At 57.9% G+C, this 22,075-nt stretch carries 21 protein-coding genes; 19 read left to right on the top strand and 2 right to left on the bottom strand.

The features are described 5' to 3' along the window. The first annotated feature begins 2 nt into the window (after positions 1-2). The 11 genes from rpmD to bfr all read left to right on the top strand — a co-directional run bounded on the left by rpmD (position 3) and on the right by bfr (position 7,321). Positions 3-179, top strand: a complete 177-nt coding sequence (gene rpmD / locus N430_RS15195) for a 50S ribosomal protein L30 (RefSeq protein ID WP_003255463.1) — start codon at positions 3-5, stop codon at positions 177-179. Between the two features lie 3 nt (positions 180-182). Further along, positions 183-617 carry a 50S ribosomal protein L15 gene (rplO, locus tag N430_RS15190; protein ID WP_023382625.1) on the top strand — a complete coding sequence of 145 codons (435 nt, stop codon included), beginning with the start codon at positions 183-185 and terminating at the stop codon, positions 615-617. Then, on the top strand, positions 618-1,949 hold the full coding sequence (secY, locus tag N430_RS15185) for a preprotein translocase subunit SecY (RefSeq protein WP_016393394.1): 1,332 nt from the start codon (positions 618-620) through the stop codon (positions 1,947-1,949). It begins immediately after the preceding gene. A 29-nt stretch (positions 1,950-1,978) separates the two neighbouring features. Then, positions 1,979-2,095 (top strand): 50S ribosomal protein L36, encoded by a 117-nt coding sequence (gene rpmJ, locus N430_RS15180; protein WP_002555468.1) that lies wholly within the window; start codon positions 1,979-1,981, stop codon positions 2,093-2,095. Positions 2,096-2,226: 131 nt separating this feature from the next. Further along, positions 2,227-2,583 (top strand): 30S ribosomal protein S13, encoded by a 357-nt coding sequence (rpsM, locus tag N430_RS15175; RefSeq protein WP_110637823.1) that lies wholly within the window; start codon positions 2,227-2,229, stop codon positions 2,581-2,583. 18 nt (positions 2,584-2,601) lie between these two features. Beyond that, positions 2,602-2,991: a 30S ribosomal protein S11 gene (gene rpsK, locus N430_RS15170; RefSeq protein WP_003255454.1), complete on the top strand. Its 390-nt coding sequence runs from the start codon at positions 2,602-2,604 to the stop codon at positions 2,989-2,991. Between the two features lie 15 nt (positions 2,992-3,006). After that, positions 3,007-3,627 (top strand): 30S ribosomal protein S4, encoded by a 621-nt coding sequence (gene rpsD, locus N430_RS15165; protein ID WP_027917844.1) that lies wholly within the window; start codon positions 3,007-3,009, stop codon positions 3,625-3,627. Positions 3,628-3,649: 22 nt separating this feature from the next. Further along, positions 3,650-4,651, top strand: a complete 1,002-nt coding sequence (rpoA, locus tag N430_RS15160; protein ID WP_003255452.1) for a DNA-directed RNA polymerase subunit alpha — start codon at positions 3,650-3,652, stop codon at positions 4,649-4,651. 42 nt (positions 4,652-4,693) lie between these two features. Continuing rightward, positions 4,694-5,080: a 50S ribosomal protein L17 gene (gene rplQ, locus N430_RS15155; protein WP_003255451.1), complete on the top strand. Its 387-nt coding sequence runs from the start codon at positions 4,694-4,696 to the stop codon at positions 5,078-5,080. 172 nt (positions 5,081-5,252) lie between these two features. Continuing rightward, positions 5,253-6,692, top strand: a complete 1,440-nt coding sequence (locus N430_RS15150; RefSeq protein ID WP_110637822.1) for a catalase — start codon at positions 5,253-5,255, stop codon at positions 6,690-6,692. A gap of 164 nt (positions 6,693-6,856) precedes the next feature. Next, entirely contained in the window at positions 6,857-7,321 is a 465-nt protein-coding gene (bfr, locus tag N430_RS15145; RefSeq protein WP_003257116.1) for a bacterioferritin, read from the top strand. A 72-nt stretch (positions 7,322-7,393) separates the two neighbouring features. Here the strand turns inward: bfr and uvrA are convergent, their stop codons facing one another. Beyond that, positions 7,394-10,228, bottom strand: a complete 2,835-nt coding sequence (gene uvrA, locus N430_RS15140; protein WP_165837358.1) for an excinuclease ABC subunit UvrA — start codon at positions 10,226-10,228, stop codon at positions 7,394-7,396. Between the two features lie 129 nt (positions 10,229-10,357). Here uvrA and N430_RS15135 point away from each other — a divergent pair, with 129 nt between their 5' ends. The 8 genes from N430_RS15135 to N430_RS15100 all read left to right on the top strand — a co-directional run bounded on the left by N430_RS15135 (position 10,358) and on the right by N430_RS15100 (position 20,307). Next, the gene (locus N430_RS15135; RefSeq protein WP_103448766.1) at positions 10,358-11,752 is read left to right on the top strand and encodes an MFS transporter; all 1,395 of its coding nucleotides are present in this window, start codon (positions 10,358-10,360) and stop codon (positions 11,750-11,752) included. 9 nt (positions 11,753-11,761) lie between these two features. Beyond that, positions 11,762-12,304: a single-stranded DNA-binding protein gene (locus N430_RS15130; protein ID WP_085677073.1), complete on the top strand. Its 543-nt coding sequence runs from the start codon at positions 11,762-11,764 to the stop codon at positions 12,302-12,304. A 143-nt stretch (positions 12,305-12,447) separates the two neighbouring features. Continuing rightward, on the top strand, positions 12,448-13,665 hold the full coding sequence (locus N430_RS15125) for a site-specific integrase (RefSeq protein WP_110637820.1): 1,218 nt from the start codon (positions 12,448-12,450) through the stop codon (positions 13,663-13,665). Then, positions 13,655-15,175, top strand: coding sequence for a site-specific integrase (locus tag N430_RS15120; protein ID WP_110637819.1), 1,521 nt, complete (start codon positions 13,655-13,657; stop codon positions 15,173-15,175). Before N430_RS15125 ends, N430_RS15120 begins: the two co-directional genes overlap by 11 nt. Then, positions 15,168-17,171 (top strand): integrase, encoded by a 2,004-nt coding sequence (locus N430_RS15115; RefSeq protein WP_110637818.1) that lies wholly within the window; start codon positions 15,168-15,170, stop codon positions 17,169-17,171. The genes N430_RS15120 and N430_RS15115 overlap by 8 nt, the downstream gene beginning before the upstream one ends. A gap of 3 nt (positions 17,172-17,174) precedes the next feature. Then, entirely contained in the window at positions 17,175-17,588 is a 414-nt protein-coding gene (locus N430_RS15110) for a hypothetical protein (RefSeq protein ID WP_110637817.1), read from the top strand. Beyond that, positions 17,588-18,028 carry a VPA1267 family protein gene (locus N430_RS15105; RefSeq protein WP_110637816.1) on the top strand — a complete coding sequence of 147 codons (441 nt, stop codon included), beginning with the start codon at positions 17,588-17,590 and terminating at the stop codon, positions 18,026-18,028. Before N430_RS15110 ends, N430_RS15105 begins: the two co-directional genes overlap by 1 nt. After that, the gene (locus N430_RS15100; protein WP_110637815.1) at positions 18,025-20,307 is read left to right on the top strand and encodes an ATP-dependent RecD-like DNA helicase; all 2,283 of its coding nucleotides are present in this window, start codon (positions 18,025-18,027) and stop codon (positions 20,305-20,307) included. Before N430_RS15105 ends, N430_RS15100 begins: the two co-directional genes overlap by 4 nt. 349 nt (positions 20,308-20,656) lie before the next feature. Here N430_RS15100 and N430_RS15095 read toward each other — a convergent pair whose 3' ends face one another. After that, on the bottom strand, positions 20,657-22,057 hold the full coding sequence (locus N430_RS15095) for a PLP-dependent aminotransferase family protein (protein WP_110637814.1): 1,401 nt from the start codon (positions 22,055-22,057) through the stop codon (positions 20,657-20,659). Positions 22,058-22,075 lie beyond the last annotated feature (18 nt).

Here is a 22,075-nt window from a genome sequence, read left to right as displayed (position 1 = left end):
TCATGGCAACCGTAAAAGTAACGCTGATCAAGAGCGTCTCGGGCCGCCTGCCTAACCACAAACTGTGCGTTAAAGGTCTGGGTCTGCGTCGCATCGGTCACACTGTAGAAGTCCAGGATACTCCCGAGAACCGCGGGATGATCAACAAGGCTTACTACATGCTGAAGGTCGAGGGTTAATCGATGAAACTCAATGATCTGAGTCCAGCGCCGGGTTCCCGTCGCGAGAAGCATCGTCCAGGTCGTGGTATCGGTAGCGGTCTGGGTAAGACCGGCGGCCGTGGCCACAAAGGTCAGACCTCCCGTTCGGGCGGTTCGATCGCTCCTGGCTTCGAAGGCGGTCAACAGCCGCTGCACCGTCGTCTGCCGAAGTTCGGCTTCGTTTCCCTGAAAGCCATGGACCGCGCTGAAGTGCGTCTGTCCGAGCTGGCCAAAGTGGAAGGCGACGTGGTTTCCGTACAGTCCCTGAAGGACGCCAACGTGATTGGCCAGAACGTACAGCGTGTGAAAATCATGCTGTCTGGCGAAGTCACTCGCGCAGTCACCATCAAGGGCATCGCAGCCACCAAGGGTGCGCGTGCGGCTATCGAAGCAGCTGGCGGCAAGTTCGAGGAATAAATGGCTAAGCAAGGTGCTCTCTCTTCGCTCGGTAAGGGCGGGATGTCGGAACTCTGGGCTCGTCTGCGCTTTCTGTTCATGGCGATCATCGTCTATCGGATAGGTGCGCATATCCCGGTTCCTGGCATCAATCCAGACCGTCTGGCGGATCTGTTTCGGCAGAATGAGGGGACCATTCTTAGCTTGTTCAACATGTTTTCCGGTGGCGCGCTTGAGCGCATGAGCATCTTTGCACTGGGGATCATGCCGTACATCTCGGCATCGATCATCATGCAGCTGATGACGGCGGTCAGCCCGCAACTGGAGCAGTTGAAGAAGGAAGGTGAAGCTGGCCGTCGCAAGATCAGCCAGTACACCCGCTACGGCACCGTTATCCTGGCACTGGTTCAAGCCATTGGCATGTCCATTGGCCTGGCCAACCAGGGCGTGGCGTTTTCTGTAGGTCTCGGCTTCTATGTCGTTGCTGTCTCCACCTTCGTGGCAGGCGCGATGTTCATGATGTGGCTGGGCGAGCAGATCACCGAGCGCGGTGTGGGCAACGGTATCTCGATGTTGATCTTCGCAGGTATCGTTGCCGGTCTTCCGAGAGCAATCGGGCAGTCTTTCGAGTCTGCACGCACAGGCGATATCAACATTTTCGCCCTGGTCGCAATCGGTTTGCTTGCAGTAGCGATCATCGGTTTCGTGGTGTTCATTGAGCGTGGTCAGCGTCGTATCGCGGTTCACTACGCCAAGCGTCAGCAGGGCCGTAAGGTCTTCGCTGCGCAGACCAGCCACTTGCCGCTGAAGGTGAACATGGCGGGGGTTATCCCGGCCATTTTCGCGAGCAGCATTTTGCTGTTCCCGGCTTCGCTGGGTGCCTGGTTCGGTCAGTCCGAAGGTATGGGCTGGCTGCAGGACATCTCGCAGTCGATCGCTCCTGGTCAGCCGTTGAACATTCTGCTGTTTAGTGCAGGGATCATTTTCTTCTGCTTCTTCTACACAGCGTTGATGTTCAACCCGAAAGACGTAGCGGAAAACCTGAAGAAGTCCGGTGCCTTTATTCCGGGTATCCGTCCTGGTGAGCAGTCCGCACGCTACATTGATGGCGTTCTGACTCGTCTGACCATGTTCGGTGCTCTTTACATGATGGCCGTCTGCCTTCTGCCCCAGTTCCTGGTGGTGGCAGCAAATGTGCCGTTCTACCTTGGCGGGACCTCGTTGCTGATTGTGGTAGTGGTTGTGATGGACTTCATGTCCCAAGTACAATCGCACCTCGTTTCGCACCAGTACGAATCCCTGATGAAGAAAGCCAACCTGAAAGGCTACGGCGGCAGCGGTCTGCTGCGCTGATACGCCCCCTAAGGTTCGAGGAGTCGGTAATGAAAGTTCGTGCATCGGTGAAAAAGCTGTGCCGTAACTGCAAGATCATCCGTCGCGAAGGCGTCGTACGAGTGATCTGCAGCGCGGAACCGCGTCACAAACAGCGCCAAGGCTGAGTGTGATCTGCGCTTCAAACCCAGCAGCTAGTGTGCTGCTGGGTTGATTATTCGTTTCTACAGCGATATTATCTCGCGCCCTATTTCTTGGCTTCCGGGGCGTAGGTAGCTGTCAATTGGAGTCCCACTGAATGGCCCGTATTGCAGGCGTCAACATTCCAGATAACAAGCATACTGTTATCTCGCTGACCTACATCTATGGTGTCGGTCGCACAACTGCACAGAAGATCTGTGCAGACGCTGGTGTCAACCCAGCCGCAAAGATCAAGGATCTGAGCGACGAGCAAATCGAAATCCTGCGTGGCGAAGTCGCGAAGATCACCACCGAAGGTGACCTGCGTCGTGACATCAACATGAAGATCAAACGCTTGATGGACCTGGGCTGCTACCGTGGCCTGCGTCATCGTAAAGGTCTGCCGGTTCGCGGTCAGCGCACCAAGACCAACGCACGCACCCGTAAGGGCCCGCGTAAGCCGATCCGCAAGTAATCGCCCAGGAATATAGACATGGCAAAACCTGCTGCTCGTCCTCGTAAGAAAGTCAAAAAGACAGTGGTTGATGGCATCGCCCACATCCATGCGTCTTTCAACAACACCATCGTGACCATCACCGACCGTCAGGGCAACGCACTGTCCTGGGCTACTTCCGGTGGTTCGGGTTTCCGTGGTTCGCGCAAATCCACCCCGTTCGCAGCCCAGATTGCTGCTGAGCGTGCTGGTCAAGCTGCGCTGGAATATGGTCTGAAGAACCTCGACGTCAACGTCAAGGGTCCAGGTCCAGGTCGTGAATCCGCCGTTCGTGCACTGAACAGCTGCGGCTACAAGATCGCCAGCATCACCGACGTGACGCCAATCCCGCATAACGGGTGCCGTCCGCCGAAGAAGCGTCGCGTGTAATCAGGAGACAGAAGAATGGCACGTTACATTGGTCCAAAATGCAAACTGTCTCGTCGTGAAGGCACCGACCTGTTCCTGAAGAGCGGCGTTCGCGCTCTGGAATCGAAGTGCAACATCGAAGCAGCCCCAGGTATCCACGGCCAGCGCCGTGGCCGTCAGTCCGACTACGGTACCCAGCTGCGCGAGAAACAAAAAGTCCGTCGTATCTACGGTGTTCTGGAGCGTCAGTTCCGCGGTTACTACCAAGCTGCTGCCTCGAAAAAAGGCGCAACCGGTGAGAACCTGCTGCAACTGCTCGAGTGCCGTCTGGATAACGTCGTTTACCGTATGGGCTTCGGCTCGACTCGTTCCGAGTCGCGTCAGCTGGTTTCCCACAAGGCTATCAGCGTCAACGGTAAGACTGTAAACATTCCATCCTACCAAGTTCGTCCGGGTGACGTGGTCGCGGTTCGCGAGAAGTCGCTGAACCAGCTGCGCATTGTTCAAGCCCTTGAACTGTGCGCCCAGCGTGGCCGCGTTGAGTGGGTAGACGTAGATTCCGCTAAGAAGTCGGGCGTTTTCAAGAACGTTCCAGCTCGTGGCGATCTGTCTGCCGACATCAACGAAAACCTGATTGTCGAGCTCTACTCCAAGTAAGGGCTAGAAAATAGGTGCATCCATGCAGATTTCGGTAAATGAGTTCCTGACTCCCCGCCATATTGATGTGCAGGTAGTCAGTCCGACCCGCGCCAAGATTACGCTCGAGCCTCTCGAGCGTGGTTTCGGCCATACCCTGGGCAACGCGCTGCGCCGCATCCTGTTGTCCTCCATGCCTGGCTGTGCAGTAGTCGAGGCCGAGATCGATGGCGTACTCCATGAGTACTCCGCGATCGAAGGTGTTCAGGAAGACGTAATTGAAATCCTGTTGAACCTGAAAGGCCTGGCTATCAAACTGCACGGTCGTGACGAAGTTACGCTGACCTTGTCGAAAAAGGGTTCGGGGGTGGTTACCGCTGCCGATATTCAGCTGGATCACGATGTCGAGATCGTCAACCCCGATCACGTAATCGCGAACCTGGCGTCCAACGGCGCCCTGAACATGAAGCTCACCGTAGCTCGTGGTCGCGGTTACGAGCCGGCTGACTCCCGTCAAACCGACGAAGACGAAAGCCGTAGCATTGGCCGTCTGCAGCTGGACGCTTCGTTCAGCCCGGTGCGTCGTATCGCCTATGTGGTCGAGAACGCCCGTGTTGAACAGCGTACCAACCTGGACAAGCTGGTCATTGATCTGGAAACCAACGGCACCCTGGATCCTGAAGAGGCTATCCGCCGCGCTGCGACCATCCTGCAACAGCAGCTGGCCGCGTTCGTCGACCTCAAAGGTGACAGTGAGCCTGTCGTAGTCGAGCAGGAAGACGAGATCGATCCGATCCTGCTGCGCCCGGTTGACGACCTGGAACTGACTGTACGTTCGGCCAACTGCCTCAAGGCGGAGAACATCTACTACATCGGCGACCTGATTCAGCGTACCGAAGTAGAGCTGTTGAAGACTCCTAACCTGGGCAAGAAGTCCCTGACTGAAATCAAGGACGTCCTGGCCTCTCGTGGTCTGTCTCTCGGCATGCGCCTCGACAACTGGCCGCCTGCAAGTCTTAAGAAAGACGACAAGGCGACCGCCTGATCGTCGTAATCACCGAACGTAGTGTTTGGTAAGGAATGAATCATGCGTCATCGTAAAAGTGGACGTCACCTGAGCCGTACCAGCTCTCACCGCAAGGCTATGTTCCAGAACATGGCAGTGTCGCTGATCGAGCACGAGCTGATCAAAACCACCCTGCCGAAAGCCAAGGAACTGCGCCGCGTTGCCGAGCCGCTGATCACCCTGGCCAAGGAAGACAGCGTTGCTAACCGTCGTCTGGCCTTCGACCGTACCCGTTCGAAGTCCGCTGTTGGCAAACTGTTCAACGACCTGGGCAAGCGTTACGCCACCCGTCAGGGCGGCTACCTGCGCATCCTGAAGTGCGGTTTCCGCGCTGGCGACAACGCGCCTATGGCGTACGTCGAGCTGGTTGATCGTCCGGTCGGCGGTGCTGTAGAAGCTGCTGAGTAAGACGTTCTGTCTGCTACAAAGAACCGGGCCTAGTGCCCGGTTTTTTGTGTCTGCAAGTATTGTTTATTTCTATTGATACAAGTCATGTAATGAATTTGTTCTGAAACAACCGCTCGTCGATACTCCTTCTCAAGCCGTTTAGCCGGCGCCTGAAGACCGATAAGGAGAGCCCATGAGCAAGATTCTCACCACCGCCAGCGGTGCACCTGTAGCTGACAACCAGAATTCCCGTTCTGCCGGCCCACGCGGCCCGCTGTTGCTCGACGACTTCCACCTGATCGAGAAGCTCGCCCACTTCAACCGTGAGAACATCCCTGAGCGCCGCGTGCACGCCAAAGGCTCGGGTGCCTACGGTACCTTCACCGTTACCCGCGATATCACCTCGTACACCAGCGCCAAGCTGTTCGAACAGATCGGCAAGCAGACCGAGACCTTCCTGCGCTTCTCGACGGTCGGCGGCGAGCGCGGCTCTGCGGACACCGAGCGTGACCCTCGTGGCTTTGCGGTCAAGTTCTACACCGAGGAAGGCAACTGGGACATCGTTGGCAACAACACCCCGGTGTTCTTCATCCGCGACCCGCTCAAGTTCCCCGATTTTATCCACACCCAGAAGCGCCACCCGCAAACCAACCTTAAGAACGCCCAGATGATGTGGGACTTCTGGTCGCACTCGCCCGAAGCATTGCACCAGGTCACCATCCTGTTCTCCGATCGCGGTATCCCGGACGGTTACCGGCACATGCACGGCTTCGGTAGCCACACCTACAGCCTGATCAATGCCGAAGGCGAGCGCACCTGGGTTAAATGGCACTTCAAGACCCAGCAAGGCATCAAGAACCTGGCCCCGGCCGATGCAGCGCGCCTGGCCGGTACCGATCCTGACTATGCTCAGCGTGACCTGTTCGAGGCCATCGAGCGTGGAGACTTCCCGCGCTGGACCGTGTGCATCCAGGTGATGAGCGAGGCCGAGGCCGCCAACCGCAGCGAGAACCCGTTCGACGTGACCAAGACCTGGTCGCAGAAGGACTACCCGCTGATCGAGGTCGGTGTACTGGAGCTCAACCGCAACCCGCTCAACTACTTCGCCGAAGTGGAACAGGCGGCATTCGGCCCGAGCAACATGGTCCCGGGTGTCGGCCTGTCGCCTGACCGCATGCTGCAGGGCCGCGTATTCGCCTACGCCGATGCACACCGCTACCGTGTAGGTACCAACCACCAGCAACTGCCGGTGAACGCCCCACGCAGCCCGGTGAACAGCTACCAGCGCGATGGTTCGATGGCTATGGGCAGCTACGGCAGTGCGCCGAACTATGAGCCCAACAGCTACGCTGATGCGCCGAAGCAGTCGCCACGCCACGCCGAACCCGCGCTGGCCCTCAGCGGCGCAGCTGACCGCCACGACCACCGTGAGGACAACGACTATTACAGCCACGCCGGTGCGTTGTTCCGCCTGATGAGCGACGAGCAGAAGGCGCTGCTGATCAACAACATTGCCGGCACCATGGTGGGCGTCAGCGAAGACGTCATACAGCGCCAGTTGCAGTACTTCTTCAAGGCCGACCCGGCCTACGGCGAAGGCATCGCCAAGGCATTGGGCGTGAATCTCGCCTAAGTCGAAGTGATAAGAAGAACCGCCCTCATTTGGGCGGTTTTTCAATGAATATCACTACTGTTTAACCGATTTTTTGCTTCTAATTGCGCGTTTTTCAGTGACCGCGCGCAAAAGCTGGTTCACACTATGTGCATCAAGCCGTTTTCACAGGGAGAATCAGGGCGATGCAAGGTCACCCGGACGTAATCAACTACCTCGTCACGTTGCTGAAGGGCGAACTGGCCGCTCGCGACCAGTACTTCATCCACTCGCGCATGTACGAAGACTGGGGCCTGTCCAAGCTCTACGAGCGTATCAACCACGAGATGGAAGAAGAGACGCAGCACGCTGATGCCCTGATGCGTCGTATCCTCATGCTCGAAGGCACTCCCGACATGCGCGCGGACGACCTCGAAGTGGGCAGCACCGTGCCGGAAATGATCGAGGCCGACCTCAAGCTTGAGTACAAGGTGCGTGGCGCGCTGTGCAAAGGCATCGAGCTGTGCGAATTGCACAAGGACTACATCAGCCGCGACATCCTGCGCGCGCAGCTGGCTGACACCGAAGAAGATCACACCTACTGGCTGGAGAAGCAGCAGGGCCTGATCAAGGCCATCGGCCTGGAAAACTACCTGCAGTCGCAGATGTAAGTTATTCACAGCTTCATGAAAAAGCCCCTGGCACCATCGGTACCAGGGGCTTTTTCATGTCAGCGGCAACCGTCAGGCCCGGTCACGCTCCAGCAGTGGCTTGAGGTAGTGCCCGGTATATGACTGCTTCATCTTGGTCAGCTCTTCCGGGGTACCGCAGGCAATGATCTGCCCGCCCTTGGAGCCGCCTTCCGGCCCCAGGTCTACCAGCCAGTCGGCGGTCTTGATCACATCCAGGTTGTGCTCGATCACCACCACGGTGTTGCCGTGGTCACGCAGGCGATGCAGAACGTCCAGCAACTGCTGGATGTCGGCGAAGTGCAGGCCGGTGGTTGGTTCGTCGAGGATGTACAAGGTCTTGCCGGTGTCGCGCTTGGACAGCTCACGGGACAGCTTCACCCGTTGCGCCTCGCCACCGGACAAGGTGGTCGCCGATTGCCCCAGCTTGATGTACGAAAGCCCCACGTCCATCAGCGTCTGCAGCTTGCGCGCCAGCGCCGGCACTGCATCGAAGAACTCACGGGCATCCTCGATGGTCATTTCCAGCACTTCGTGGATGTTCTTGCCCTTGTACTTGATCTCCAGGGTTTCGCGGTTGTAGCGCTTGCTCTTGCACACGTCGCAGGGCACGTAGATGTCCGGCAGGAAGTGCATTTCGACCTTGATCAGGCCATCGCCCTGGCAGGCCTCGCAACGGCCGCCCTTGACGTTGAACGAGAAACGCCCCGGGCCGTAGCCACGCGAGCGCGATTCTGGCACGCCGGAGAACAGCTCGCGAATCGGCGTGAAGATGCCGGTGTAGGTCGCCGGGTTCGAGCGCGGGGTGCGGCCGATCGGGCTCTGGTCGATGTCCACCACCTTGTCCAGGTGCTGCAGGCCGTCCATGCTGCTGTGCGGTGCGGCTTCCAGGCTGCTCGCGCCGTTGAGGGCGGTGGCGGCGAGGGGGAACAGGGTGTTGTTGATCAGCGTCGATTTGCCCGAGCCGGACACGCCGGTCACGCAGGTCAGCAGGCCGATCGGGATCTCCAGGTCGACGTTCTGCAGGTTGTTGCCACGTGCGCCCTTGAGCTTGAGTTGCAGCTTCTTGTTGCGTGGGGTGCGCTGCGCCGGCACGACAATTTTCTTGCGCCCGGACAGGTACTTGCCCGTCAGCGAATCAGGATGGTCCATGACCTCCTGCGGCGAGCCCTCGGCGACGATCTGGCCACCGTGCACGCCAGCCCCAGGGCCGATGTCCACCACGTAGTCGGCCAGGCGGATCGCGTCCTCGTCGTGTTCCACCACGATCACCGTGTTGCCCAGGTCGCGCAGGTGGTTGAGGGTGGCCAGCAGGCGGTCGTTGTCCCGTTGATGAAGGCCGATGGACGGTTCATCGAGGATGTACATCACCCCGACCAGGCCGGCACCGATCTGGCTGGCCAGGCGGATACGCTGGGCTTCACCGCCAGACAGCGTGTCGGCACTGCGGTCGAGGGTCAGGTAGTCGAGACCGACGTTGACCAGGAACTGCAGGCGCTCGCAGATCTCCTTGAGGATCTTCGCCGCAATCTCGCCGCGGCGACCGGTCAGGGTCAGGTCACCGAAGTAACTGCTGGCTTCACCGATCGGCAGGTTGGTCACCGCTGGCAGGGTCTTCTCGCCGACCCACACGTGGCGGGCTTCGCGGCGCAGGCGGGTGCCGCGGCAATCCGGGCAGGGCTGGGTGCCGAGGAACTTGGCCAGCTCTTCACGCACGGTGGCCGACTCGGTTTCGCGGTAGCGGCGTTCGAGGTTCGGCACGATGCCTTCGAACGGGTGTGAGCGCTTGACGATATCACCGCGGTCGTTGAGGTACTTGAAGTCGACGCTCTGCTTGCCGCTGCCCTGCAGGATCACCTTCTGGTGGTCGGCTGACAGTTCGCCGAACGGCTCCTCCAGGCTGAAGCCGTAATGCGCGGCCAGCGAGCCGAGCATCTGGAAGTAGTAGACGTTGCGCCGGTCCCAGCCGCGAATCGCGCCTTCGGCCAGGGTCAGCTCGCTGTTGACCAGGCGCTTGGTGTCGAAGAACTGCTTCACGCCCAGGCCGTCGCAGGTCGGGCAGGCACCGGCCGGGTTGTTGAAGGAGAACAGCTTCGGCTCCAGCTCGCTGATCGCGTGGCCGCACACCGGGCAGGCGAAGCGCGCGGAGAAGATCATCTCTTCGCCTGGCTCGTCGTCCATGGGCGCCACCAGGGCGATGCCGTCGGCCAGCTTCAACGCGGTCTCGAACGACTCGGCCAGGCGCTGCTGCAGGTCGGCGCGAACCTTGAAACGGTCCACCACCACGTCGATGCTGTGCTTTTTCTGCTTGTCCAGCTTGGGCAGTTCATCCAGCTCATAGAGCTTGTCGTTGACCCGTGCACGGACGAAGCCTTGGGCGCGTAGCTCATCGAACACCGCCAGGTGCTCACCCTTGCGTTCGCGCACCACTGGCGCCAGCAGCATCAGCTTGCTGCCTTCCGGGCGCTCCAGCACCAGGTCGACCATCTGGCTGATCGTTTGCGCTTCCAGCGGAATATCGTGGTCCGGGCAGCGCGGCGTACCGACGCGTGCGTACAGCAGGCGCAGGTAGTCGTAGATTTCGGTGATGGTGCCGACCGTGGAGCGGGGGTTGTGCGAGGTCGACTTCTGCTCGATGGAAATGGCCGGTGACAGGCCTTCGATGGTGTCGACGTCGGGTTTCTCCATCATCGACAGGAATTGCCGCGCGTAGGCCGACAGCGATTCCACGTAGCGGCGCTGGCCTTCGGCGTAGAGGGTGTCGAACGCCAGGGACGACTTGCCGGATCCGGACAGGCCGGTGATCACGATCAGCTTGTCCCGCGGCAGGGTCAGGTCGATGTTCTTCAGGTTGTGGGTACGCGCCCCACGAATCAGGATCTTGTCCACTGCGGCCTCGCTCGGCGGGCATAAACAAGGAAGTATACGGCGCGCTGCCAGTACGCGGCAAAGCGTCGCGTAGATGCCGTCAAGCTGTCGGACTGATAGAATCGCCGCCGGTTCACACGAGGTTTATCCATGCACGACACCCACAACGAGCGCATGAGCAGCGGCGAAACCCGCGCTGCTAGCGGCCTGGCCCTGGTCTTTGCCTTTCGTATGCTGGGCATGTTCATGGTCTTGCCGGTGCTGGCCACCTACGGCATGGACCTGGCCGGCGCCACACCTGCACTGATCGGCCTGGCCATTGGCGCCTATGGCCTGACCCAGGCAGTATTGCAGATCCCGTTCGGGATGATTTCCGACCGCATCGGCCGCCGGCCGGTGATTTACCTGGGGCTGGTGGTCTTTGCCCTGGGCAGCTTGTTGGCGGCCCAGGCCGACTCCATCTGGGGCGTGATCGCCGGGCGAATCCTGCAGGGCGCCGGGGCGATTTCCGCGGCGGTCATGGCCTTGCTCTCGGACCTGACCCGCGAGCAGCACCGGACCAAGGCGATGGCGATGATCGGCATGAGCATCGGCCTGTCGTTCGCGGTCGCCATGGTTATTGGCCCATTGCTCACAAGCCACTTCGGCTTGTCAGGATTGTTCCTGGCCACCGCAGGACTTGCCCTGGTCGGCATCCTGTTGATCGCCTTCGTCGTACCCAATACCCACAGCACCTTGCAGCACCGCGAGTCGGGTGTGGCGCGCCAGGCCCTCGGCCCGACCCTGCGTCACCCGGACCTTCTGCGCCTGGACGTGGGCATTTTCATCCTCCACGCCATCCTCATGGCCAGCTTCGTCGCGCTGCCCCTGGCATTCGTCGAACGCGGCGGCCTGCCCAAGGAACAGCACTGGTGGGTGTACCTGACCGCGCTGCTGATCTCATTTTTTGCAATGATCCCGTTCATCATCTACGGCGAAAAAAAGCGCAAGATGAAACGTGTGTTGGCCGGTGCGGTCAGTGTCCTGCTGCTGACGGAAGTGTTCTTCTGGCAGTGGGCTGACGGTTTGCGCGGACTGGTGATTGGCACCGTGGTATTCTTTACCGCATTCAACCTGCTGGAGGCTTCGTTGCCTTCGCTGGTGAGCAAGGTGTCGCCTGCTGGTGGCAAGGGGACGGCGATGGGGGTGTATTCCACCAGCCAGTTCCTCGGCGCCGCCCTGGGAGGAATCCTCGGTGGCTGGCTGTTCCAGCACGGCGGGCTGAACATGGTGTTCCTTGGTTGCGCAATCCTGTGTGCCATCTGGTTGGTCGTTGCCTTGCGCATGAACGAGCCGCCCTATGTGACCAGCCTGCGCATGCCGCTGACGCCAGAGGCAGTTCGGGAAGCCGGCTTGACCGAGCGCCTGATGGCCGTGCCGGGTGTGACCGACGCCGTGGTGGTGGCAGATGAAGCCGCCATCTATATCAAACTGGATACGAAAATTTTGGACCGTGCGACCCTCGAGCGACTGGTGAATCCAGCCTCTTCGGCGTGCGAAGCCTAGGAGAACGTTATGGCCCGTGGGGTTAACAAAGTCATTCTGGTCGGCACCTGTGGCCAGGATCCCGAAGTCCGCTACCTGCCCAACGGTAACGCCGTGACCAACCTGAGCCTGGCCACCAGCGAGCAGTGGACCGACAAGCAGTCGGGCCAGAAGGTCGAGCGTACCGAGTGGCACCGTGTGTCGCTGTTCGGCAAGGTTGCCGAAATCGCCGGCGAATACCTGCGCAAAGGTTCGCAGTGCTACATCGAAGGCAAGCTGCAGACCCGTGAGTGGGAAAAAGACGGCATCAAGCGCTACACCACTGAGATCATCGTCGACATCAACGGCACCATGCAGCTGCTCGGCGGTCGTCCGCAAGGTCAGCAGCAGGGCGGCGACCCGTACAACCAGGGTGGCGGCAACTACGGTGGCGGCCAGCAGCAACAGTACAACCAGGCTCCTCCACGCCAGCAGGCTCAGCGCCCGCAGCAGCAACAGCGCCCGGCGCCGCAGCAGCCTGCGCCGCAGCCGGCGGCTGACTTCGACAGCTTCGATGACGATATTCCGTTCTAGAGTCCACCTGAGACTTTTTTGTAAAGTTTCATAAGAGAGCCCCCGCCCTGCGGGGGCTTTCGCGTTTTCGGGGTGTAAAAAATCGGTTGACGATTATTTTCCACACTCCTACCTTGAATTTACGTAAGGAATTCGAGGTGTGTATGCGGCTGTCGATCAGAAGGTTTCAAGGTGAATCGGGGGAGAGATTTTCGATCCTTGTCGATGAGACTGGTATGCCTCTCTACTACCCATCGCTCTATGTGACAGCCGAGCTGCGTGGTGCCTCCCTTTCCATCAACACCATCAACAGCGCTCTGTCATCTCTCAAGGTGCTTTTCGCCTGGCAGGATTACTACAACCTGGAGCTGGAGTCGCGGTTTAAGCGAAGCGAGCTGCTCCTGCCCCATGAGATCCACTCCCTTCGAGACTTCGCTCAGAAGCGGCTAGAGGATGCCCGACCGAAAGACGGCAAGGTGGTATCGATCAAAGGCCGTCGCAGACGAGTTAGCAGGGACAGCCAGTACAACCGCATGACTGACATTGCATGCTACATAGGCTTTCTGGCGGGAAGACTGCACCCCATGACGGAGAGCAGTGTGAGCTCAATCGCGCTCATGGTCGCGCAGATCAAGGCGAACCGTCCCAAAACCCCCGGCAAGACAGAGTCAGATCGGTCGGAGAGTCATCTCGATGAGGATCTGTTGGACAAGCTTGAAGAGATCCTCACTCCTGGCCATGAAGCCAACCCTGTCAAAAGCATTGGAGTCCAATTCAGGAATGCGTTGCTGTTCGGGCTTCTCCGTATCACTGGGATGCGGCGAGGAGAGATATTGAATCTTAAAATTGGGGATTTTGACTTTGCTAAGAACACAGTCAAGGTTGTCCGGCGTGCGGACTCACCTGATGATCCAAGAACATATCAGCCGTTGGCCAAGACCCGTGAGCGAACCTTCCCCCTGATCCCCGAGTTCATGGATAAAATCCGTGATTACGTATCTCACTATAGGAACAAAGTTCCTGGTGCTAGAAAGCATGGGTATTTGTTCGTAACTCATAAGTCCGGTGATAGTTTGGGATGGCCATTGTCCAACTCCGGATTTGGGGTATTCATCGGGACTTTGTCCGGTCTTGCTAATGAGTTTTCTAGTCTTCATGCCCACGCACTTCGTCATCATTGGAATTACATTTTCTCCAAGAGTTGCGATGAGCGAGGAACGAGCCCCGAGCGTGAGGAAAAGCTTCGATCATACTTGATGGGTTGGAGTGAAACATCAGGTACTGCTCGTACTTACAATAAGCGTCATATCAAAGAACAAGCTGGTAAGGCTGTGATCGGTTTGCAAGAGAAATACTTGAGGAAGTCGTCTGGTGATCGTTAATAAAAGTGCTCTGCCGTCTCGTTATCTGCGTGCTGAGTTTCTGTCAAAAGATGGGTATGAAATTGTCGTCTCATCTGATCATTGGCGCTTGAATAAAGATATTGCTTTTTACCCCGTTGATATCGATAAGTTAATCGGTAAGGAAATGGGTGAAAGCTTTCGCCAAGTGCTGGCGATTTACTCGGAGACTTGCTCTGCAAACCACGCGAGAAATACTTTTTCGTGGCTTAAGCTCTATTTTGAATTCTGCGCCGGTTTTGAACTTTTCAGTTCGGAATCTCTTATTTCATATCGGGCTAACTTGGGTAAGAACGAATGGATGCTCAGCACAATTAGAGCCTTCATGCGTACGTGGACTACGCTTGGCTATCCCGGTATTCCTCCCCACTCGATGAGCATGATCGAGAAATGGAAGATTAAGGGGAACGAGAAGGGCTACGCAGTGCAGTCCATGTGCCCGGAAAATGGCCCGCTTACTGACATTGAAATGGATGGAATTGTCTCAGGCGTTATCGAAGGATTTGCGGAGGGTAGGATAATACTTCGCGACACCTGCTATGCGATGATTCTGTCTATGACAGGGCGACGGCCAATCCAAATTGCTGCTCTGAAAATCAAGGATCTTATTAAAGTAGGTCAGAAGTATTTTGTGAACTTCCCTCGTGCCAAGCAGCGGCATGCGGATTGGCGTAGTTCATTTGCTAAGTTCGAGGTCGTAGAGGATCTTTGGGTGTTGTTGCAGTCCCAAGCGGAAGCAGTGCGATTGGCTTTCGACGAAGCCTATGGGAAACCGCTACCGCAAAAGCTAGCTCTCGAGCTGCCTCTATTTCCTGTCTTGGGGAATTACGACTCGAAGAGGAGCTTGAAAGACCAACTGGACGGTGACTTTCTTCACGCACGAACGTTGGAAGTCGCTGAGGTCATGCGGGGTATCAAAGAGACCATCGGCGTGATAAGTGAGCGAACGGGCGCCATTACCCACCTTAATGCATACCGCTTCAGGTATACGCTCGGTACAAACCTGGCGAGAGAAGGGAAGGGTGAGTACGTCATCGCGGAAGCCCTTGATCACTCCGATCTTCAGAATGCTGGGGTTTATGTGAAGAACATCCCTGACATCGTTGAGCGGATTGACAAGGCTGTGGCTTTGCAGCTGGCTCCATTGGCTCAAGCGTTTCAAGGTGTCCTGGTATTGGATGAGTCGAAGGCCCGTCGAGGTGATGACCGTAGCAGTCGGATCTGCAGCTCCGGAGGTAATGTTGGCACCTGTGGGAGTTACGGATTCTGCAGCGCGCTGGCTCCTATCGCTTGCTACACCTGCTCTCACTTCCAGCCTTGGCTGGATGGGCCTCACGAGTATGTTTTGGAAGGACTGATCGCTGAGCGGGACGGTGTACTCGCGAGCACCGGCGATCTCAAGATCGCGTCCGTGAATGACCGGCTCATCCTCGCCGTCAGTGATGTAGTAACACGTTGCAAAGCCATGAAGGGCGACTCTGCCGATGACTAATATTTTTCAGTTTGTTCCAAAGCCTGAGCTGACCAGCCAGCAAAACCTGGAAGAGTTCATCCTCATGTGCCGGGACAGGCTCACAGTGTTCGGCGCAGACCTCGATTGGTACAGCCACACCTGGCCGCAGATTGGGAACTTCACGAAGACGGGGGCTCCTTCTCGAGGTTTCACTCCCGACCAGCTTTTGGATGCCGGTATCATGTCCTTTGCTAAGGCATATGTCCGTTATCAGCAAGGTCACAAACCTACCAAGCTGAAGAATGAGTTCAAAGCTATTCGCTGCATTGAAGCTGCTCTGTTGGAGATCAAGAACTGTGCGGACATCACCAAGACTGACCTCAGCGTTATGGATGAGGCCGCTAACGTCGCCCGTACACTTGACGCCACGTCTTACCAGGCTGGCATTAGCCTCGCAAAGCTGCTCGCATTTCTGAACGAGAGTCGGATCATCCCTACGCCAATCTCTTGGAAAAACCCAATCAAGAAGCCAAAGGAGATCAACCGTACCGACGAGGCTGGTAAGCAACTACGTGAGGACAAAATGCCAGAAGAGCATGTGTTGCATGCTATGGCAGAGATGTTCAATAACGATTTGCTAGGCGCTAGGGATCGCTTCACTACGTCAGTTTTTGCTCTGTGTATGTGCGCACCTTCAAGAATCACAGAAATTCAAGATCTGCCGTTGAATTGTTTGCATCGAGACAAAGACAGCAAGGGTGTGGATCGATTAGGCCTTAGGTTCTATGCCGGTAAGGGATATGGGGCTGACATCAAGTGGCTGCCGACTCCTATGCAGCAGATCGCAGAGGAAGCTGTTCGCCGCCTCGCCGAGATGTCTGAGCCAGGGCGAAAATTGGCCCGGTGGCTTGAGGCTAACCCAGATAAGTTCTACCGCCATGAAGGATGCCCGGATGTAGCGGAGGATCATCCGCTTACTGATACTCAAGCGTGTTTGGCACTCGGGTTTCTGCCATCTCAGAGCCCCAGATCTAGGTTGAAGGTTGCACTGGAAGGGTACGCCCCCTTTCAGGACTTCTATGCTGAGCATGGATATGTGACGCTGCGCTTTCTGAACGGCTTCATGCACAGCAAGCTGCCGGAAGGGTGGCCATGGCTGAACAAAGAGCGGCACGTTAAGTACTCTGAAGCGCTTTGCTGCTTCCGTCAGAACGAGTTTCGGGCTGATCACCCACCACGGCCTATCATCGTCTGGGCACCCGGCAAGAGCACGTTCACGACCGATATCAACTATATCGATGGTCAGGAGCGGAGCATCTGGGAACGTAACGGCTACAAGAACCCGGACGGCACGCCGATCAACCTCAGTTCTCACCAGATTCGCCATTACCTGAACACCCTGGCCCAGCGCGGTGCACTCGGCCAACTGGACATTGCGAAATGGTCAGGTCGGGCGAATATTCATCAGAACGCCACCTACAACCACATGACAACCGACGAGCATGTCGAGTTGGCGAGGGAGGCTGGGATTGGTGTGGCTCTGACCAAAATTCGGCAGAACATGCCGGTCACGTTGGCTGACCTAGATGCTATCGGCGATGGAATCGCGCACATCACTATCTTCGGCTTCTGCGTACATGACTACTCGATGCTCCCATGCCAGAAACACCGTGACTGCCTCAACTGCACTGAGCAGGTGTGTGTCAAAGGGGACGCAACCAAGCTCGAAAGGCTCAAGGCTCATCGCGACGCAACTCGCACACAGCTTGAAAAGGCCGAAGCGGCAAATGAGGAGGGGATCTATGGGGCAGACCGTTGGAGTCAACACCAGATCAAGACCTTGGCGCGAGCGGATCAACTGGTTCAGATCCTTGAGTCGAAGGATACCCCTGATGGCACGATCATCCGTTTGAGCAACGACCAAGAATTCAGTCCGCTGAAGCGTGCCATCGCTGCACGGTCTACTGCTCCTAGTTTGCCTGCTCCGGATGATGAGCCGGACATGAGCGAGCTTCGTGCTCTGATGGGGATGTAAGCCATGGCAAAACACCTGAGCCCAAAAGACCTGGATGTGATTGTCGGCCTCATCGATGGATGGGACGGAAAGCTTTCATGGGATGCCCTGTGCGATGCGGTAGAGCCGGTCATTGGGTCGCGTCCTACTCGGCAGACCTTGAGCTCACACGAGAAGATCAAGAATGCCTTCTCGCATCAGAAAGTGCGGCTGAAATCCGGGTTCGTCTCAACCAAGCGCCCGGCCAGCCTGAGTATCGCGGAGCAAAGGATTCGTCGACTTGAGGCAGAGAACCATCGCCTGGAGCGGGAGAACCAACGCTTGTTGGAGCGCTTCATTCGGTGGCAGTACAACGCTCACAAATTCAACGTCTCCGCTGAGAAGCTCGATGCGCCGCTGCCGTTTGTTGACCGTGACTCATCAGAGGTCAAATCCTGATGGCTAATGGGCAACAGATCGCTGAAGAGAACCATGCTGCCTTCCTGGCTTGGTCGACCTCCAAGTCAGACAGCGACTTCAGGGAATATGTACATCGAGGCAAGCTCAAACGCTCTGAGATCGCGACTGAGTGTGGATTCGGCAAGAGCGCTCTCACACAGAATCCAGCGATTCGCTCAGCATTGGAGAATCTCGAGAAAGAGCTTCGCGCCGCCGGGGTTCTGCCTCCCCTGGTTGCATCGCTACCAGCAGGGCAAAAGCCTGAGCCTGCGCTGCGTGATGCGGACGCTAAACAGCGAAGACAGGACGGGCAGCGCCTCAACTCCCTGGAGCAGGAGAACGCTGCTCTTCGCGCAGAGCTCCAAGCGGCAAAGCAGATGCTTGATCGTCATGCCCTGATAACTGAGTTCTTGGAAGAAACAGGGCGTATGCCACGATGAATGCCATAGCCCCTGTTCTGCTCAATATCAGCGTGCGTATCACCAGCATCCGCTCCGCCAATCGCAAGGGGTGCATAGCCTTCGGTCATCGCATGGATGTGGCCCTTGGCATCAATGACCGCTCGAAACCTGTAGTCATCCGAGTTCCCGCTGCCATCGCCAAGCTCTCTGACATTGCTGTGGGGGCGATCTTTGAGGTGTATGGCGAGGCGAGCACGGTCTTGCGCAGTCACGGCGCATTCGCGATCAGTGAACTGACTCTGGACGCCCAGGACGTTCGGCTTGTTCGTCCCAGTGGCTCCCAGGTTATTCAATGGTTGGGAGACAACGTAAAGGGCGTGGGAGAGGTCAAAGCCACTCGATTGTGGGACATGCTAGGGGAGCGACTCTATGAGGCTTTGGATCAGGCCGATCACGGCGCAGTAGAGGTGATTCTCCCATCTAAGGATGTTCGCGAAAGGATGTTCGCGAGATGGTCTCAGGATGGTGACGCCAAGACATTGCGATTTGTCCAGGACAGGCAGATTCCATTGGAAATCGCTCGCAAGGCAATTCGTTTTCATAAGAAGAACACCATCTCAGCTCTCACCAGCGATCCTTATCGGCTGCTGAGTTTCGCAGGCGCCTGGGACTGTGTTGATGACATCGCAAGGCGCAGCTTTGGCCTCACCCTTGATGACCCGCGTCGGCTGACCGCCGCACTGGAAGAGGCGCTGTATCGCGTCGCTGAAAAGGGGCACACATGCAGCTCGCTGACTGACCTTCAGGCATCTGTTGGACAGCTCATTAAGCCGCACGCGGCTCCCATGTCTGCGCTATCGAAAGCCTTACTGGAAGGCTCACGGGTCGGCCAGTTCGTCTTCAAGGATCTGCCAAAGCTAGGGCCTATGCTTTTCGCTCCAGGCTCGTGGTTGATGGAGCGGCGTTGCGCTCAATTCATCCGAGATCTGATCCTCACTCCATCGATGCAGCCTTCCTTGTTTAAGGTAGATGTCGGAGAGGTGATCTCGGGGTTTGAGGAAAGAGAGCGTACCCATCTTGGTTTGCCAGCTTTCGGCTTGAACCAAGCACAGCGGGATGCCGTTGCCACTTCCTTCTCGGCGAGATTCAGTGTGATCACCGGTGGAGCAGGGGTCGGAAAGACCACTGTGCTCAAGGCACTCTATGAAGCCCTGGACACGACGGGACGCCCTCGCTTCCAAATGGCTTTATCAGGCCGAGCTACCGCTCGAATGATCGAGGCTACAGGGCAAGAGGCAAAGACAATCGCCGGGTTCCTGCGCACGGTGACGGACAAGGATATGGGGCTGGCACCGGTAATCGTCATCGACGAGGCCTCTATGCTCGACCTAGTGACGTTCTACCGGCTGGTTCAGAAGCTGCCGCCTCAATGCCAGGTCATCCTTGTAGGTGACCCCTACCAGCTTCCGCCTATTGGTGCTGGGCTCATCCTCCATGTCCTGTGCAACCTGGTGGGCATCCCGAAGACTGAGCTGCTTGAGGTCAAACGCCAGGCCAAAGATTCGGCGATTCCCGCCGTGTCCCGACAGATCAGGAATGGTGAAACGCCTGTGTTCAGCTCAGATGAGGCCGATGATGTGGTCTTCCTGGCGTGTGCCGATGAGGACATCATTCCTACTGTAATCAGGCTCTACGAGCAGGACAGGACGAATACCCAAATCCTGTCTGCAACCAAGTCGTGCCGATATGCAGGTGTCGATGCCCTCAATCGTATCTGCCACACCAAGTATGCAGACCATAGCAAGCAGCTGCTTGTGGAAAACCCTGAGACGGGCGAGACCGAGGCGACCGGACTGTGCGTTGGCGATCTGGTGATGTACACGTCGAACGACTGGGCTCGGGATCTGCAGAACGGCTCGCTTGGCCAAATCGATGAGATCTTCGAACAGCCCAGGACTGTGGATATCGGAGATGAGGAGAGGCCCCGCATATGCAATGCGGTTGGCTTCGCGACGTTCGATGGCGTGCAGCACTACCTTCTGGATAGCGATCTGGACAGCCTGGAACTGGCTTACTCCATCACCGTTCATAAAGCCCAAGGCTCTCAGTTCAGGCGCGTCATCATCCCTGTGCGTAAGTCCCGTATTCTCGACCGGACATTCGTCTACACGGCAGCAACCAGGGCTCAGGTGCAGGTCATTCTGGTCGGCGACATCAAGGCTGTTCAGGACGCTATCAAGCTCCCACCGAAAGCATTCTCGCGGCAGGTTGGTCTCTCTGCGCTGCTGGAGGCAGATCTGGTGAGAGCGGCGGCTTAGAGCAGCTCGGCTCTTGGCGCGGAAGGCAGGCATGACCGTTCGTCGGGTTTTCAGCTGCGGCATCGTTCCCACTCCTGTGACGGTGCCCGCTGCGATTTTGTAAAGTTTTCAGCACCTTGCCAGCCGCCACTTGGCGAAAACCTGACAAAAAACTATACGCCTGATGGCCTGGGTTTAGCGGTCGTTTCTGGCCTTGCCCAAGGAAACCTAGCCATCCACTCACTCACTCGCTCAGCCTATCGACTTTTCGGTGTTCATAACCGTTCTGATCGAGCGGCAAGGCGTTTAGCTGAAACAAAAACCCAGGGCAGTTGCCCTGGGTTTTTTTATGCCCTTCCCACAACCCCGCTCAGTAAAACAACCGCGGCTCCGGCGAATCCAGCAGGCTCGCCAATTTGGTCAGGGCAAAGCCCAGCTCCTGGCGGCTGGGAGACATCAAGGCAATGCGCACGCCACAGGTGGCATGGCTGCGCTCGGGCAGGAACTGGCTGCCGCTGACCACCGTGACGCCATTGTTGCGTGCCAGGTTGGCGAACTCGTCGCTGGTCCAGGGTTCAGGCAGCTCCAGCCAGATGTGGAAGCTGTTGGGCTGGCTGCGGATCCTGTACTTGCCCAGGATCTCTCGCGCCATGTGCTGACGCGCAGCCGCTTCCTCTTGCTGCACCTGCACCAGCTGATCGGCCATGCCGCTGTTGATCAGGTTGCTGGCCAGTTGCGCCATCAATGGCGATGGCATCCAGACGCTGCTGCGTACCATGGACGATAGCCGTGAGAGGGTTTGCGGCGGGGCATACAGGTAGCCGATACGCAGTGCCGGCAGCACGCTCTTGGACAGGCTGGTGAGGTACACCGAGCGTTCAGGGGCATAGGCGGCAAGCGGCTTGTAGTCCGGGGCGGGTTCGAGAAAACCGTAGATGTCGTCATCGACGATGAACAGGTCGAACTCGCGAGCGATCTCCGCAATGGCCTCGCGTCGCGCATGGGGCATGATCGAGTTGGTCGGGTTCTGGTGCGTGGTGACACACACCAGCAGCGAGGGGCGATGTTCCAGGCATGCCGCACGCAGCGCCTCGGGAATCAGCCCGAATTCGTCCATGGCCACGCCACGCAGGCGACGCCCCATGCTGTGGGCCAGGGAGATGATGCCTGGGTAGCAGAACGATTCGCACAGCACCACGTCGTCGCTCTTCGACAGGCTGCTGATGGCCACCAGCAAACCATGCTGGGCGCCGGACGTCAGCACCACCTGCTGCCAGCGTGCCTCGGGCAGCCAGCGCTGGATCCAGGCCGCGCCAGCCTGCTTGTGGGTCGCATGGCCACCCTCGGTGACATAGTCCAGCACCTGAGCCAGGTCGGGCGACTGGGCCAGTTCGTTGATGGCGCCGCGCAGCCAATCGGTCATGTGGGCGTCATTGGGCTTGATGATCGACAGGTCGATCTGCCCGCTCTCGCGTTCGGCGCTACTGGGGCTGGGCCGTGCAGGCGCAAGCGGGGCAGGGGGCTGCGCCTGGCGTTGCGGCAGCACGAAAGTCCCGCGCCCGACTTCTCCCACCACCAGGCCACGCTTGGCGGCTTCGTCATAGGCACGGCCAATGGTGCCGGGTGTCACGTCCAGTGACTCGGCCAGGTCCTTGAGGGTTGGCAAGCGCTCGCCAGCCACCAGCCGGCCGCTGCCGATGTCCTGTTCCAGGGCGTCGGCGATCATCAGGTAGACCGGCTGCGCCAGGTCGCTGTAGTGAGGAACCCACATAGAAATGGCACCAGAATC

Source organism: Pseudomonas sp. CC120222-01a (assembly GCF_003097235.1).
Taxonomy (GTDB): Bacteria; Pseudomonadota; Gammaproteobacteria; order Pseudomonadales; family Pseudomonadaceae; genus Aquipseudomonas.
Note: the sequence above shows the minus strand (reverse complement) of the source record. Positions and strands in the feature narration are given on the sequence as shown.